At 68.4% G+C, this 15,001-nt stretch carries 14 protein-coding genes; 7 read left to right on the top strand and 7 right to left on the bottom strand.

Annotated elements, in window-relative coordinates:
- Nucleotides 1–54: 54 nt before the first annotated feature.
- The 6 genes from F4554_RS01460 to F4554_RS01435 form a co-directional block, all read right to left on the bottom strand.
- Nucleotides 55–351, bottom strand: coding sequence for a hypothetical protein (locus F4554_RS01460; RefSeq protein ID WP_179785682.1), 297 nt, complete (start codon nucleotides 349–351; stop codon nucleotides 55–57).
- Nucleotides 329–529, bottom strand: coding sequence for a hypothetical protein (locus F4554_RS01455; protein ID WP_179785681.1), 201 nt, complete (start codon nucleotides 527–529; stop codon nucleotides 329–331). The genes F4554_RS01460 and F4554_RS01455 overlap by 23 nt, the downstream gene beginning before the upstream one ends.
- 160 nt (nucleotides 530–689) lie before the next feature.
- Nucleotides 690–2,141, bottom strand: a complete 1,452-nt coding sequence (locus F4554_RS01450) for an RCC1 domain-containing protein (RefSeq protein ID WP_179785680.1) — start codon at nucleotides 2,139–2,141, stop codon at nucleotides 690–692.
- Nucleotides 2,142–2,656: 515 nt separating this feature from the next.
- On the bottom strand, nucleotides 2,657–3,064 hold the full coding sequence (locus F4554_RS01445; protein ID WP_179785679.1) for a hypothetical protein: 408 nt from the start codon (nucleotides 3,062–3,064) through the stop codon (nucleotides 2,657–2,659).
- Nucleotides 3,065–3,244: 180 nt separating this feature from the next.
- Nucleotides 3,245–4,849 (bottom strand): phospholipase D family protein, encoded by a 1,605-nt coding sequence (locus F4554_RS01440; protein ID WP_179785678.1) that lies wholly within the window; start codon nucleotides 4,847–4,849, stop codon nucleotides 3,245–3,247.
- 170 nt (nucleotides 4,850–5,019) lie between these two features.
- Nucleotides 5,020–5,178 (bottom strand): hypothetical protein, encoded by a 159-nt coding sequence (locus F4554_RS01435; RefSeq protein WP_179785677.1) that lies wholly within the window; start codon nucleotides 5,176–5,178, stop codon nucleotides 5,020–5,022.
- 167 nt (nucleotides 5,179–5,345) lie between these two features.
- Between F4554_RS01435 and F4554_RS32835 the strand changes: the two genes are divergently transcribed.
- The gene (locus tag F4554_RS32835; protein WP_179785676.1) at nucleotides 5,346–6,752 is read left to right on the top strand and encodes an O-antigen ligase family protein; all 1,407 of its coding nucleotides are present in this window, start codon (nucleotides 5,346–5,348) and stop codon (nucleotides 6,750–6,752) included.
- An 847-nt stretch (nucleotides 6,753–7,599) separates the two neighbouring features.
- Here the strand turns inward: F4554_RS32835 and F4554_RS01425 are convergent.
- A complete protein-coding gene (locus F4554_RS01425) occupies nucleotides 7,600–8,103 on the bottom strand; it encodes an SRPBCC family protein (RefSeq protein WP_179785675.1) in 504 nt (167 codons plus the stop codon).
- Between the two features lie 92 nt (nucleotides 8,104–8,195).
- On the opposite strand from F4554_RS01425, the gene F4554_RS01420 reads away from it, so the two are divergent.
- The 6 genes from F4554_RS01420 (at nucleotide 8,196) to F4554_RS01395 (ending at nucleotide 14,450) form a co-directional block, all read left to right on the top strand.
- Complete coding sequence (locus F4554_RS01420) at nucleotides 8,196–8,894, top strand: TetR/AcrR family transcriptional regulator (protein ID WP_179785674.1); 699 nt, start codon at nucleotides 8,196–8,198, stop codon at nucleotides 8,892–8,894.
- 204 nt (nucleotides 8,895–9,098) lie between these two features.
- Nucleotides 9,099–10,136: a phosphotransferase gene (locus F4554_RS01415; protein WP_179785673.1), complete on the top strand. Its 1,038-nt coding sequence runs from the start codon at nucleotides 9,099–9,101 to the stop codon at nucleotides 10,134–10,136.
- Nucleotides 10,137–10,323: 187 nt separating this feature from the next.
- Nucleotides 10,324–10,587, top strand: a complete 264-nt coding sequence (locus F4554_RS01410) for a hypothetical protein (RefSeq protein ID WP_179785672.1) — start codon at nucleotides 10,324–10,326, stop codon at nucleotides 10,585–10,587.
- Between the two features lie 233 nt (nucleotides 10,588–10,820).
- Nucleotides 10,821–11,327 (top strand): (2Fe-2S)-binding protein, encoded by a 507-nt coding sequence (locus F4554_RS01405; RefSeq protein ID WP_179785671.1) that lies wholly within the window; start codon nucleotides 10,821–10,823, stop codon nucleotides 11,325–11,327.
- The gene (locus F4554_RS01400) at nucleotides 11,315–13,585 is read left to right on the top strand and encodes a xanthine dehydrogenase family protein molybdopterin-binding subunit (protein ID WP_179785670.1); all 2,271 of its coding nucleotides are present in this window, start codon (nucleotides 11,315–11,317) and stop codon (nucleotides 13,583–13,585) included. The genes F4554_RS01405 and F4554_RS01400 overlap by 13 nt, the downstream gene beginning before the upstream one ends.
- Complete coding sequence (locus F4554_RS01395; RefSeq protein ID WP_179785669.1) at nucleotides 13,563–14,450, top strand: FAD binding domain-containing protein; 888 nt, start codon at nucleotides 13,563–13,565, stop codon at nucleotides 14,448–14,450. Before F4554_RS01400 ends, F4554_RS01395 begins: the two co-directional genes overlap by 23 nt.
- Nucleotides 14,451–15,001 lie beyond the last annotated feature (551 nt).

The raw sequence follows: 15,001 nt of genomic DNA, 5'->3' as shown, positions 1-15,001 counted from the left end.
GCCCTGCCCTCCCCGTGGCTCCGGCGGGCGATCAGCCTTCAAGAAGTCAGCCGTTCACGAGGCCAGTTGTCGTCGTAGATGGTCCACGTCACGAGCGATCCGGTCGATGGTCGCCGCCGGCTCGGATTCTGGTGCTTGGACCCGCTCCAGAATCCAGGACCGCACGAGTGTCGAGACAGGTAGGTTGCTCACCTCGGCGAGTCTGGTGACTGCGGCAAACTCCTCATCGTTCAACCGAACCTGGAGTACCCGGGCCCGGTCGTGGCCCCTGGTGACCTTCGTGCCCGGGCCCGCGGGTGCGTCCTTGTTCTGCTCTGCATGCTCAGCCTCACTGTGCAGCAGATCGTCCAACTCGCTCATACTTGCCCCTCCCGATACCTGCGCTGGTCAACGTCGTTGGCCCGGCCGGATCCGGGTCCAACACCAGCCGGTTCGGGTCTGCCAGCGCCTCGTTGGCCAACGCGGGATCGATGCCATGCCGTTCACGCATGTACCGGCCACGGTTGGACCAGTCGACGTCTTCGAACACTATCCGACTGTAGTACGGCGTAATACGGTCGGGCAAGTTCCGGGGCGCGCTGGGCGGGCCCGTCCCGGCCGACTCTGGCGAAGTGCCGTGCGGTGCCACCGCTGATCGAACCGGCGACCGTGGCCGCCTCCTCCCAACTTCGCTCTCAGGTCGAGGGTGATCACGAGGTTGGGGCGAGGCGGCGTCGGTTGCCGCGCCGGATGGCGGCGCCTGCCCACCAGGCAAGCGCCAACGCCAGCACACCACCCACGATCAGGCCGTGACGAGGGCCGCCGGCAGCGGTGGCGCCGTCGCCGGTGTCGGGGCCCTGACTGTTGGTGGACTGACTGACAACCAGGTTGAAGCCATTTCCCGCAGCGACGTCGGTCGCTGACGTGTTGGCGGGAAGCGACGCCTGAACGGGTAGCGCATTGATACCACCGGCAGCACCGTCGCCCGCCTGCCCGAGGGAGTTGTCGCCCCAGGACAGCACTTGACCGGACGCCGTCACCGCGACGCTGTTCACACCGGCGGCGGCGATGGCGGTCGCCACGGTGCTGGCTGGAAGGGCCGTCGGGACGGGCACGTTGGACCCGATCTGGTTGCCTCTGCCCAGTTGGCCCGACTGGTTGCTACCCCAGGCAAGCACCTGGCCGGCCGAGGTCAGCGCGAGAGTGTGGCTTGCCAACACTCCGGAGGCGACCTCGGTCACGACGGTCCCGGCCGGCAGGGTCACCGGTACGGGAGCGTCGCGCTCGTCGTTGGTCCCGTCGCCGAGTTGTCCGGCATCATTCAGCCCCCACGTGAGCACTCCTCCTGTCACCGTCCGCGCGACGCTGTGCATCCCACCGGCGGTCACGGACGTGACGGCTGTTCCGGGCGGGAGGGACACAGGGACGGGAGTCCGGCTTTCGTTCCTGTCCGTCCCGTTGCCAAGTTGGCCGAACTCGTTGGAGCCCCACGCGAGTACGCCGCCAGTGGAGGTGACCGCGAGGCTGTGAAAGTCACCGGCCGCTACGCCGACCACGGTCACCCCAGGTGGAAGCGCCACCCTGACGGGCACGTTGCTGGTCGGGCCGATCGACGGATTGCCCAGTTGCCCGAGACGATTGGACCCCCACGCAAGAACCTGACCGGTCGAGGTGAGCGCCAGCGTGTGCTCGTCACCGGCGGCAACCGCCGTGATGAAGGTTCCTGGTGGGATCACCACGTTGACCGGGGCGCTGTTGCGCAGGTTGTCGCCGTTACCGAGCTGGCCGGAGTCGTTGCCACCCCAGGCGAACACACCCCGCGTCGTCACGGCGACGCCGTGCTGGGCCCCGGCGGCGATCGCCGTCACGGCAGCGCCGGTAGGAAGCAACGGCCGAAGGGGAAGCGCGCTGTTCTGCAGGCTACCTACGCCGAGTTGGCCGCTGCCGCCGGCTCCCCAGGACAGGGCGTCACCCGCCGTCTGCGCTGTCGCAGGCGTGGCGCCGACCGACAACAGCGCCGTGAACAGTGCGAGAAGGCCTCCGGCAAGGCCGCGCCCAACGAATTTCGGCTTGCACAACAGGCGGTTGACAAAACCGCGTGACGCCAGCCCGTATTTGATTCGCACGACATCCCCCGCATACCAAGACCACCGCGCCTTCATCTCTTATGCTCGCCCGCGGGCATTCGCACGCGTCGACCGGCGTGTCGAGGGAGGCACTCAGCCGGGTAAGAAGAGCAACGCATTACGAGCGGGTTCTCGTGAGCGAGGCGTCGTGGCGTCTCGCTGGCGCCGAGCGTGATTCGACGCGGAACGTTGGTTATTAACGGCTGGTGAAGGCCGTTCGGTGGCACGTCGGGGCACGTGGCTTCAGCCGCACTCCACCTCGTTGGGTCGTGAGCCATCCGGTAGAACTCGCGCCTGGTCACCTGGATGTCGTGACCGTTGTCGTCCTGGAGTAGCACCCGCCCGGGCTGGATACGTCTTACCGTGGCCAGCCGGAAGTCGACACCGCCGGTCGACCAGCTGTTGTCGTGGGTCCACCCGTAAGCGGAATATGTGATCTTCTCCCGGAACCGCGGCGGCTTGCCGTCCAGCTTCCACCCGCCGCCGGGGACGTCGACGCGGATCGACGCGAAACCTCCGCTCAGGGTAGGGCCATTATCCGTAGGGCCGGGTCAGCACTGCTCTTCGATGATGAGGAGCGAGCGGTGATTGTCGTCCTTGAACTCGCCGAGGAAGTAGTCGGTGTAGTCGCCGGGCGATGGGCGCTTCACGCCTTTGAGGTAAGGACGGATCGTGACGAGGAGTGCCTCTCGCTCCCCCATCGGGACGTCACGAACGTCCGACCCCTGGCAGTGAAGGACACGGACATGAGGGTCGCGCATCAGGTGTTCCACGCGGGAGACCTTGAGCTCGCCGCGACGCAGATGCCACTGGACTCCTCGCTCGTCTGTGTACTCACCGTCCTCAAGCGCAGAGCGGAAAGGAATCCACTCGGCATGCGGTCCCGGGTCGGCGGCAACGACGGCCTCCACAACTTCGGCGAAGGTCAAGCGCCGGTCAGCCGTCTTCTTACGCCCCACCCGGACATGGTCCTGCCTGGGCGTGTGCCCGGCAACCAGCCCTGGCTCCCAAAGAGGTCAGGAGGCCGTGACGAACCCAGAAGGACGAGCGCGCCGTCCAGCGCGGATCGGCTGGAGCGTCGCCCCACACGCCGACCGCGACCGAACGGCGCGTACGCAGAATTCGATCAAAGCCGACAGTCAGAATGTGTGTGTCCGGCGCAGGCGCAATGGGCGGCCGTCCGGGTCGGCGACGGTGCGGTACGCCAGGCCGGCCCACCTCATGGTCGCGGGCGAAAGCCGCGGCAGTTGGTAGGGCCGCAGCCGGCCGGGTGGCCGCGAGCTGGTGCGTTCGCTGTCGTGCCAGTGCTGCAGCCGCGTTGCTGCTTCGGCGAAGGTGGCGAACATCGACTTGGGATCGATCAGGTCGGCATCGTCACCGGGGTCGCGGTCGAGATGTTCGCGGGCGAGTTCCAGGCGAAGGTTGCGGGCGAAGACGCGGGCGCCGTCACCGTAACGATCCACAACGCGCGGTTCGCGGCCGTCGCGGACCAGGTCGATCACCGCACACGACAGCTCGGAGTCGTGCGTCCAGGAACGGCGGTTGAAGTTGTCGGAGCCGACCGAGGCCCATACGTCGTCGACGACGCACACTTTGGCGTGGACGTACACGGGGTTGGCGAGGTGGTTCTCGATTCCGTATACCCCGACGCGGCCCGGAGCGGCTGCGTTGAGCAGGTCGAGCGCGTGCTGGCGTCCGACCAGGTTCATCGGCAGGCTCAGCCGGCCGTCCTGGTCGGGGTGGTGGGGGATCACCGCGACCACCAACAGGTCGGGGTTGGCGGTGAGCGCGTCGGCGAAACCGGTGGCTACCTCATCCGACCACAGGTACTGGTCTTCGATGTAGATGAGCCGGTGGGCGCGGGCGAGGACCTTCCGGTAGCCGCGGGCGATGCTGCGTTCACCGTCCGGAGCGAACGGGTAGCGGGGGCGCCGCGCAGGATAGGTGCGCAGCACCTGCACCAGGTGGGTGCCCGCCGGTGAGGGGTCGGACGGCTGCGCGGGAAGGGTGGACGGGTCATCGTCGTCGTGCCGCAGTACGTCGGCCACCCGGTAGGCGGGGTTGAGGCTGACCGGTGTGGGGTCGTTCCAGCGTTCCCGAAAACTGAACTCGAGATCCCCTACCACCGGCCCATGGATCTGCAGTTGTATGTCGTGCCACGGTGGATGGGGTCCATAGACATCGCTCATCGGCTGCGGCTGCGGGTCGCCGTGGTGCTCGCTGGTGTCGCGCCGGCTGTGGCACAGGTCGATACCGCCGGCGAATGCCACGTCCCGCTCGGGGTGCTGGGCGTGCCGGACAACGACGAACTTCTGATGGTGAGACCCGCCCGGACGCACCCGCATGTCGCGGATGCATTCACCGCCCGCGGCGTTGATGGCCTCGCCCAAATGCCGGTTCTGCTCCGCGCTGAACGCCAACCGGTCCCAGTGCGAACGCCAGATGAGCCCCTTGACGATCACACCCCGGCCGGCGGCTTCACACAGCACGCGCGCCACCTCGGCGCCCGCCTCGTCCAGGCGCTGGTCGGGGTCGCCACGCCAGTCGGTGAACATGATGACGTCCCCGGCTTCGGTGGCAGTGACGACCTCAACGAGCCGGGCGAAATAGGTCGCGCCGTGCACCAGCGGCGTGACCGTGTTCCCGCCAGACCACGCCGCGGCCCCATCACCGCGTCGGCGGTCGAGTTCGGTGGCGTGGTTGCCCCGCTCGGCCGCGGTGAGGAACCACTCATGGTCTGTCACCGGCGCAAGGTAGCACCAGAGATCCGGCCACCAGTCCGGCCACCGCCTCAACCACGCCTCCCTGCGTGGGAGCTACATCGAGGAGCACGCACCGTAGTCCACCCGCCACCGGACGCGTCGACGCCGAAGTACGCGAACCCGGCACTCAAATCGGCGCGTCGTGGTTGGCGTCACGACTGAATGACCGGACTCGTCGCCGACCGGCCGTGACGTTTGAGTAGTTCGGTGTGGCTGCCCGTCTCGGCGATGGTGCCGTCGCCACGTCCGTGTTCGGCCAGCCAGTACCGGGGATAAATGTCGGCATGAATCACGCCCGCGCTGCGCTGCACGTCTCTGCCGTGACCTGCGCCCCCGACGGAGAAGACCTCGTTTCCGGGCTGGCGGAAGTCAGCCAGGTCCGCCTGCCCTTCCCGCGATCGACCCGTCTGGTGAACCGTACGGCGGACCCGGGCGCGTCGGCCGGCCGTGCCGGGGATGCGCGGATCGGTGGTGTTCGGTGACGGCGTTCGACGCGACGCGGGCGGGCGTTCGGCCGGCCCGGCGGCTTGGGCGATGGACGCCACGAGCGCTGTGGGGGCCGCGGGCGGAGCGGCCGCGGATCTTCCTCATGCTGGTGCTGCTGGCTGCCGCGATGCCGCTGCGGATCCCGGTCCCGTGGCCGGTCGTCGAATCGGTCATCGGGTCGGTGTCGATCCTCGATCTGCTGCTCCTCGTCGCTGCGGCCAGCCTCGTCCCGAACCTCTGGCGGCGGCGCCTCGACATCGGCTACCGCCCACTCGCGGTGGCTCTCGCGATCCCGCCACTGGTTGCCGCGCTCTCGCTGCTGTGGAGCCAGGACCGGATCGAGTCGCTGCGCACCACGCTCATCTCCGTCGAGGGGTTCGTCGCGTACCTGTTCATCACCCGCGAACTCGAGGGACTGTCCGCCGAGCGGGTCGTGGCCTATCTCCGGCGGTATGCCTGGCTGGTGATCGTGCCGGCAGTGCTCCTGCTGCTGCACGTGCCGGGCTTCGGACCATACGGATCCGACTACCACACCGGGTACGCCGTCTCTTACTACGCCCGGCTCTCCCACCCGGTGCTGGGCGGGTCGAACAATCTCGCCACCGTGCTCGCGATCCTTGTTCCGCCGCTGCTGTACTGGGGCCACAGCCGCCGAGACTGGCGTGCCACCCTGGCCGGCCTGATCGCGGCAATGGGCATCGTCTGCACTCTTTCCCGCGGTGTGCTCGCTGCATCGGTGATCGCGGGCGTCGGATACCTGGCCCTGCTTCCGATCAGTCGCCGACCTCGGGCTCGGCGACGCCCGGTGCCCGGCAAGGTGCTCGGCAAGGTGCTCATCGGGACCTTGGGCCTCTCCGCCGGGGCAGTCGCGCTCTACAGGTTCAACCCGCCGACGCATGAGTACATCAGCGGCCGCCTGTCGCCGGACAGCATCCTGATGCGCGTCGAGTTGTACTCGGAGGCTGCCGAGAAGATCGGCGCACGACCCTTCCTGGGGTACGGTGCGGGCGTCGTCCCCTATGGCGATCCGGCGGCCCCCGTCGACGTACACAACACCTATGTGCAGCAGGTACTGTCGTTCGGGCTGCCGCTGGGCGTACTCGTCGGCGTCGCGATCGCCAGCCTTGCGGTCCTCTTCCTCCTGCGCCGCCGGGTGCATCCGCTGGCCGGACCGCTCGGGTACGCGGTTCTGGTCGAGGTGGTGACGTTCGCCTTCGAATCCAGCTATGAGGGCACCGTCCTGCGAGTGCTTTTCTATCTCCTCCTGGCAATGCTCGCCGGCCTGTTGCGAGCCGCCACGAATGAGACCACGGCCGCAAGGTCCGGCCTCGACGGGCGTAGCCGCTCGGCCCGAACGACGACCCGCTCCCAGTCGATATCGGTCTCCCCCTCGGCGTGACCTCATGGATCTCTTGCGACGCTCCCGCCCAGGTCGCAGGTCAAGATGAGACCGCTCAGCCGCGCCGATGGCGTAGAGGCCTGCCGGCACCTGCCCTCGCTGACTCGGACGTCTGCGCTGACGGTGCCAGCCACCGGTGTGCCGACACGGCAGCACCTCAGCGCAGCCAGGACGCCAAGAGAACTTGCTCGTCCTCGCCGAACTCGGTTCCTGGACACAGGCGTTGCAACTGGACGAAGAAGTCCAACGCTGCAGGAGATCGCCCTCGTAGAACTCAGCGGCAGGGGCCACCGCGCTGCGGTTGGTCTCTTCGCCGTCAGTGACTGTGACGAGGAGGTTCCCCTCCCAGGCAACCTGGGTCTTGAAAGCGATGGGCTGGTCCGGAAACCCTCTCTTACCTGCCCCTGTTCGACGGCACTCGTCGACGGCTTGCACGATGAAGGGCCACAGCCAGTTCACGTCGTCCCACAAGTCCGAGCCCAAGACGTCGACGCCATCGATCAGCAGGCTGACAGCTCCGGGCACGTACATGTCGTCGCCGTGTAGCGGTCAACGTCACGAGCGATCTGGAACTCATCGCCGACACGTACGTAACTCTCCACCTCGACCCGGCTCACGGCAGCGTCCGGGGTAGAACTGGCCGACACGACCCCGGCTCACCCCCAGCACTTAGGGTCTGTCGATGCCGTTGACGCTGCCTTGGATCTGACCGCTGCCAGCACCGATCTGCTTTCGATTCCTTCCTGGTCCCGCCAACAGCCACCTACACGACGACCCTCTTCGGCCAGATCCTCGTGTAGGTGGCTGGTCGGCCACGGTGAGCCGGGAGGCTTCGTGTGCCAAGCGCTCAGGCGGGCTCAGTCGGCGCCTGCTGCGCGGGTCGGGTCGTGGCGATGTCAGCCAGCCGTCCCAGGCTGGTGGTCATGTTCTGGTGAAGGTCACTGCGCAGGTCGCGGATCCCGAGCAGGACACGCAGGCTGACGTGCAGGGCGAGGGGAACCGGCCGGAGGACCTCGTAGCCGTGTTCGACGATGGTGCCGCTGCCGGACGGAGCGAACCGGTAGAACCAGCGAATCGTGCCGCCGCCGGGCTCGGTACGGGTGAACGCGAACTCTCTTCCTCGTTCGGTGGTCTCCACGACAGGTTTGTTGGACCAGGTGAGCCAGCGCTCCTTGTTGCGGGCGAGGAACCGTGCCCCGACGGCCGCTTCGGTGTGGCCGTCCAGCCAGCTGCAGGAGACGACTTTGGGGCTCCACTGCGGGGTACGGGATACGTCTGACACCAGGTCGTAGAGCGACTCCGCGGTGGCCTCGACCTGCAGGCGAACCGTGTCGCGATCCAGACGTTCCATGACAACCTCCCTCGGCAACTATCGATGCCACCTAGGCTAACCAATGACCACTAGTGTTTTCGGTAGTTCATCGGAAGATCTAGGATGCGTTCATGGCATCGCCGCGCAAGGCCCCCGCTCCTCAGCCGGCGCCCAGCACGCCCCGGGAACGGCGCCGCGCCCAAACCCGTGACGAGATCTTGGACGCCGCCCTCGCGGTCATGACCGAGCAGGGCGTGGCGGCCCTCAACCTGACCGACGTCGCGCGCCGGGTGGGCCTGCGCCAGCCATCGCTGTACCAGTACTTCGACTCCCGCACCGCGGTCTACGACGCCCTGTTCGAGCGCGGCATGCGCACCCACCACGACCTCCTCGCAGCCGCCATCGGCGCCGCCGACGAGGGCTGGCCGGGGGTGCGCGCCGCCGCCTGGGCAACCCTGCGGTTCACGGTGGACCAGCCGGTGCTCACGCAGTTGCTGTTCACGCCGGCGGTGCCCGGATTCACACCGTCCGAACAGGCCTATGCGCCCAGCCTGCGCGCCAACGAGCTGCTCCACGGCGCTATCACCAGTGCTGTGCGGCACCACCATCTGCACCCCACCGCCGCGACGGATCGTGGCATGGCGCTGTTCATTGCGCTCATCGCCGGAGTCTCCGCGCAGCAGCAGGCCAACGACCCAGGGACCGGCATCGAGGAAGGCCGCTACATCCCCCTGCTGGATCCCGCCCTGGACATGTATCTCGGCTACTTCGAACCCACCCGCCCAACAGACTGGACACCATGGCCCGGAGCCGGCGCGACGGGTGTCTAGGTCCCGGCTAGCCCCCACCGCGACGCCGCGGCATCTATCTCGTTCCATTGGCCGCAAACGCCGAGATCCGGCCGACCAGAGCAAGCCACACCAAGCCCCGGGGAGTTAATCGGCGTACTTCGACAGCTCACCGTCGGGGTAGCTAGGGATGCCCATCCCGCCATCGCGTTGCCGGGGAGCGGTTTTCGACCGGCGCCTTGAGGGGTGCGCCACGCCAAGTTCACCATCGGCGGAGGGGTGAAACAAGACTTGTTCTTGGTGTTTGCCACTGTGCAGACTCGGTGCCCGACGTTCTTGGGAGAAGCGATGGAAGAGCATCCGTTGGAGTTCACTCTGTCCGAGAACCCCTGGGCACCGACGAAAGTCGTCGCAGAGATCAACCAGAGGACGGGTAGCAGGCTGGAGTTGACAGGCCTGTCCGACCAGATCGGAGGTGTGAGCAGCGCAGCCTACGTACGGTGGCCGGACGGGCGAGCAGGTGTCATCACCCGCCCGACCATCCCGCTCGCATACATGCACCTCACTGCCGAAACTCTCCAGCTGGTCCGCGCTCACGCCCTGCCCGTTCCACGGTATGACCTGATCATGCAGCTGGCCGACGGCATGGTGACGGTCGTGCAGGAACGCCTTCCCGGCAAGCATGTGACGCGATTCGATGCCGGTCTGGTCGAGGAGATGGTGGCCACGAACGAGAAGTTCGCCGGGCTGCTGGTCGATAGGCCCGACGTTCCTCCGCCGCCGCAGTTCCCCGTGCTCGTCGCGGGTGAACATCCCTGGCAGAAAACGCTGGGCCGATACGACGAACGAAGCCGGCGGATTCTCAAGCGGTTTCTGGAGATCGACGACGGCGAATCCTTCGAGGTGACCGGCGGCGACGTCGTACACACCGACTTCTCGTTCGGCAACGTTCTCTTCGACGACCATGGCAAGGTGTCGGCTGTCGTGGACTGGAATTTCGGGATCGCCCGCGGTGACCGGCGCTTCGCACTTCTCGGCATGCGTGACAACCTTGTCATCGAATGCAGTTCCTACGAAGGGTTTCAGGAGGCCGTCGACCGGCTCGACGAGATCCTCACCACGACGCTGGACGCAGAGCTCCTGCGCATCTACCGGATCCACCGCAGTGTCCACAGCGTTCACCGTTCGATCAGCAACGGGTTCCGGTCGGAGAAGATCGAGTACGACCTGGAAGCCGCGCAGTGTCGTCTGGACGGAACGACACCGCCACCACACATCTGGTAGGGCGCCGTCCGCCTCTCACCGAGGTGTCGGCGGTGGCGCAGGGAAGAACGGCAAGCTACGCCGACCTGCGTACGAGCAAGGGCCGTTCCTGCGCTGCAACACGTACGCGACGAGCATTCGCCGGGCCGACGACCTCCGGCCGATCCCACGGGAAGCTGAGGCCGATCCCAGCAGACAGCGCACGTCGGTGCCGATCCGGGACCACCTCGTCGCCGGAACCCCTTACGGACTCTCGCTGGCCGTCGTACACGAGGCACTCTGGACCATCGGGTCGTCCCTGGGACATCACCCACCCGCAGGCGCGACCTCGTTGGCCGAGAAGGTCGGCTCGTCGCTCCGCGAGCTGGTCCTGCACGGCTCGACGTTCCTGATCGCCATGGCGATCGGTCTGGGCGTCGGGCTGACGGCCGCGATCCTCGCTGCCGTAGCCAACCGGGTCCGGACCTCCTGACCCGGACGCTGGTCGCGCGGTGTCAGGACAGAGGCGCGGCGAATACGCGGCGTTGTTACAACCGCTACCGCCGCGGCCAGGGGACCAGCGCTGGACACAGCCCGCTGTGGGTCGCACGATATCCGGGACAATCGCGGCGTTCCGGTGTGCGCACCGCGACCCGGCCGGCTCCGGATGAAGGGACGGTTGATGAGGACCGAACGAGGAGCTCCTTCGCGGCCAAGGACCCGGTCATGACGGCCGAGGTCGCGCCGCACTCGAATGGCGCCGCACCAGACCCGAACGACGCACCGGGCGCCGACACCATCCGGCTCACCCTCAACGGCCAGCGCTACGAGGTCGCCGCGCCGGTCGGACGCACCCTCGTCGAACTCCTCCGCAACGACCTGGGCTTCACAGGCACCAAGGTCGCGTGCGGGGAAGGACACTGCGGCGCCTGCACGGTGCAGGTCGACGGCAAACCCACGCTGTCCTGCATCACCCTCGCCCACACCGTCGACGGCGCCGAGGTCACCACCATCGAGGGTCTGCGCGAACACGCGATGGTCGACGCGTTCGTCCGCTGCGACGCACTCCAGTGCGGCTTCTGCACGCCCGGACAGATCGTGTCCGCGACCGCCCTCGTCGCCGACAATCCGCAGCCCAGCCGCGAGGAGATCCGGCACGCGATGGCGGGCAACATCTGCCGCTGCGGCGCCTATCCGAAGATCGAGGAGGCGATCCTGACATGGCGCGCCTGATCAGGACCGAGAAGGAAGTCGAAGGACGCTTCGAGACCATCTGGCTGGTCGTCGACGAGGACTCCCTCGACCAGTGGCCGTCCGGCCCGCTCGACGTCGTGGGCCGCCCCGCCACCCGCAAGTCCGGCCACGCCCGCGCCCGCGGCGAGGCCATCTACACCGCCGACGTCCGACTGCCCGGGATGCTGACCGCCGCTGTCCTTCGTTCGCCGTACGCCCACGCCCGCGTCCGCCACATCGACCTGTCCCGGGCCCTGCAGGCGCCAGGCGTGCGCGGCGCGATCGGCCCCGGCGACGCCCCCGAGGTCCAGGCCCTCGCCGGCTACCACGGCGCACCCGTCGCCGCGATCGCCGCCGACAGTGAAGGCCAGGCCCGCGCCGCCCTCACGCTCATCGACGTCGACTGGGAGCTCCTGGAACCCGTCCTCGACCCCGACGAGGCCGTACGCCGCGGCCAGTTGACCTCCGAGCCCCGCCACTACGAGCGCGGCGACTTCGACGCGGCTCTGGCCGAGGCCGACGTCGTGATCGAGTCGGAGTACCGCACCCAGGTCGTCCTCCACAACTCCCTCGAGACCCACCAGTCGGTGTGTACGTGGGAAGGCGACACCCTGGTCGTCCACACCTCCACCCAGGACATCTGGGGCGTGCGCAACGGCGTCTCCCAGGAGCTCGGCATACCGGCGGACAAGGTTCGGGTGATCTGCGAATTCATGGGCGGCGGCTTCGGCGCCAAGAACGACCCCGGCCACTACACCTTCATCGCCACCGAACTCGCCAAGCGCACCGGCCGCCCCGTCCGCTGCGCCCTGACCCGCCGCGAGGAGAACCTCGCCGCCGGCAACCGCAACGCCACCATCCAGCGCCTCACCATCGCCGCCCGCCGCGACGGCACGATCGTCGCGCTCGGCGGGGAGTTCGTCGCCGCCCTCGGTTGGGGCGGCTGGATGGCCTCCACCGCCGGACCGATGCAGGGGCTGTACGCCTGCCCGAACGTCCGGACCGTCGAGTACGCGGCCCGCCTCAACACCCCGCCGATGGCGGCGTTCCGCGCACCCGGGTTCGTCGAGGGCACCTTCGGCCTGGAGTGCCTGGTCGACGAGCTCGCGGTGAAGCTGGAGATGGACCCGCTCGAGATCCGTCGCCGCAACTTCTCCCCAGCCGATCCGGCCACCGGCACCGCGTACTCCTCCAACAACCTCATGGAGTGCTACGCCCGCGCCGACAAGCACTGGGCCCGCCGCCACGACGTCCGCGCCCGTAGTGAAGGGCCCTGGCGGCGAGGCGTCGGCATGGCGTCCCAGATCTGGTACGGCGGCGGTGGACCTCCCGCCTATGCGTGGGTGCGGGTCGGCTCCGACGCCCGCGCCACCGTCGTCACCGCAATGCAGGACATCGGCACCGGCACCCGCACCGCCATGTCCCAGGTCGCCGCCGAGGAGCTGGGCCTGCCGCTGGACAGCGTCGACCTCGTCCTCGGCAACACCGACCGCGGGCCGTACGCCGTCGCCGCGGCCGGCTCCTCCACTACCCCGTCGATGGGTCCAGCGATCCGCGCCGCCGCCGGCGACGCCCGCCGGCAGATACTCGACATCGCCGCCCAACGCTACGAACGCGACCCCGACCAGCTGACGCTGCGCGCCGGCCGCATCGAGGCCGCCGACGGTGAGTCCTGGCCGACCGGAGAGGTCCTCGGCCTGCTCGGCAACGCCCAGATCCTCGGCAAGGGCGCGCGTGGCCCGAACCCCACCGGCATGGGCGTGCACACCTTCGGCGTCCAGGTCGCCGAGGTCGCGGTGGACATCGAGACCGGCGAGGTACGGGTCGAACGCCTCGCCGCGATCCACGACGTCGGCCGCGTCATCAACCCGCTCGGCGCCTCCAGCCAGCTCGAGGGCGGCGTCATCCAGGGGATCGGCCACACCCTGTCCGAGGAACGCCTGCTCGACCCGACCACCGGGCAGGTCCTCACCCAGACGCTGGACGCCTACCGCATGCCCACGATCGCCGACGTCCCCGAGATCATCACCGAGCTCGTCGATGTACCCGACCCCAACCTCACCAGCCTCGGCGCCAAGGGACTCGGCGAACCGCCGATCATCCCGGTCGCCGCCGCGATCGCCAACGCCATCCGCGACGCGACCGGCGCCGACGTCCACGAACTCCCCCTCGACCGCGAGGAGATGCTGCGCGCCCTCCGCGACGCGGCCGACCGACAAGCAGCGAAGGAACGCCATGAAGCTCCGGCGACTGTCTAGCCTCGCCGACGCCGAGTCCAGCGAGGCTGGGCTCGGCACCGGTTCGGTGGCCCTGGCCGGCGGTACCGAGGTTGTCCCGCTGCTGCGCGACGGGCTACTCGCGGCCGACACCCTCGTCGACGTCCGCGCCGTGCTGCCACGCGAGATCACGCCGTACGACGGCGGGGTGCGGATCGGTGCGGGTACGACGCTCACGGAGCTGGAATACGCCGACGCCTCGGCCGGCCTGCCCGATGCCCTTCGTGAGGCATGCCGACTGTCGGCGTCGCCGCAGGTCCGCAACATGGGCACCATCGCGGGCAACCTGCTGCAGGCGACCCGCTGCTGGTACTGGCGACTCGGGCACGACTGCTGGCTGGCCGGCGGCGAGAAGTGCCTGGCCCGCGACGGACGCAGCGACGAGCACGCGGTGTTCGGCAACAGCCGCTGCGCCTCGGCGCACCCGTCCGACCCGGCCGCGGCACTGCTCGCGCTGGAGGCCACGGTGCGTACGTCAGGGCGGGACCTGCCGATCGCCGACCTGTACCGGCTCCCCACCGACGACGACCGGACCGTCACCGCGCTGGAACCGGGCGAGCTGATCCTGGAGATCGACGTGCCGCGGCCCGATGCCAGCACCTACCTGAAGGCGATGGACCGCAAGCGGTACGCGTTCGCCCTGGTCGGCGTCGCGGCGGTCCGGTCCGATGAGGATGTGCGGGTCGCACTCGCCGGGGTCGCCCCGGTGCCGTGGCTGGTCGAGTCGCCCGACGGCGATGCGGTCGGCTTCGGCGACGCAACGCCGCTGCCCGGTTCGGCGTACAAGATCGAGCTCGCCCAGGCACTGGTCCGCCGCGCCAAGGACGCCATCTCCGAGGCCGTCTGACGGCCGCATCCTGGGACGCGCCGCTCAGAGCAGGCAGACCTCTGTACGCAGGCGTCCGGGCTCGCCGCTACGCGGGCGGCGTCACACGAACGACGCGTGCACGACCTCGAGCTCCGACGTCCATGACGCCAGCCCAGCCTGGATCTCGGCGTCTGTAGCCGATGTGAAGTCGGGTGGCGGGTCGTCTCCGCCGTGCCGTGTATCGCCGTAGCTGGCGCCCTCTTCCCGATCGTCATGCGCCAGGAGGTCCGAGCAGATCCCACCGATCCCGCGACTGCGGGCGGCCCAGGGCCTGGGAGTGGGTGGCGTCGCACCTCGCTATGTGGAACTCCTGCGCGCCACGGCTGTAGTCGACGCCCACGATCGCGTCCACTTCCCTCCCAGCTCATCTCATCTGTGCGCCACTCGCGCTCGTTGCGACGAGAGATGACTCCAACCAACGAGTTACCAATCTTGATCCGGTAGCGCCGACCGGCATCGACCAGGACGGCATTGAACCCTTGGAGGACCGCCTCCTTGGTGGCGTCCATGTACGCGACCTCGTTCACCTT

This window comes from Actinopolymorpha rutila (genome assembly GCF_013407855.1).
Taxonomy (GTDB): Bacteria; Actinomycetota; Actinomycetes; order Propionibacteriales; family Actinopolymorphaceae; genus Actinopolymorpha; species Actinopolymorpha rutila.
This window is presented reverse-complemented; position numbering and strand designations above follow the sequence as displayed.

Bases quoted from the DNA above. Each gene is read 5' to 3' on its own strand.
- F4554_RS01400 (WP_179785670.1), top strand. From the start codon at position 11,315: ATGGCGCGCCTGATCAGGACCGAGAAGGAAGTCGAAGGACGCTTCGAG.
- F4554_RS01395 (WP_179785669.1), top strand. From the start codon at position 13,563: ATGAAGCTCCGGCGACTGTCTAGCCTCGCCGACGCCGAGTCCAGCGAG.
- F4554_RS01425 (WP_179785675.1), bottom strand. From the start codon at position 8,103: ATGGAACGTCTGGATCGCGACACGGTTCGCCTGCAGGTCGAGGCCACC.
- F4554_RS01420 (WP_179785674.1), top strand. From the start codon at position 8,196: ATGGCATCGCCGCGCAAGGCCCCCGCTCCTCAGCCGGCGCCCAGCACG.
- F4554_RS01405 (WP_179785671.1), top strand. From the start codon at position 10,821: ATGACGGCCGAGGTCGCGCCGCACTCGAATGGCGCCGCACCAGACCCG.
- F4554_RS01450 (WP_179785680.1), bottom strand. From the start codon at position 2,141: ATGAAGGCGCGGTGGTCTTGGTATGCGGGGGATGTCGTGCGAATCAAA.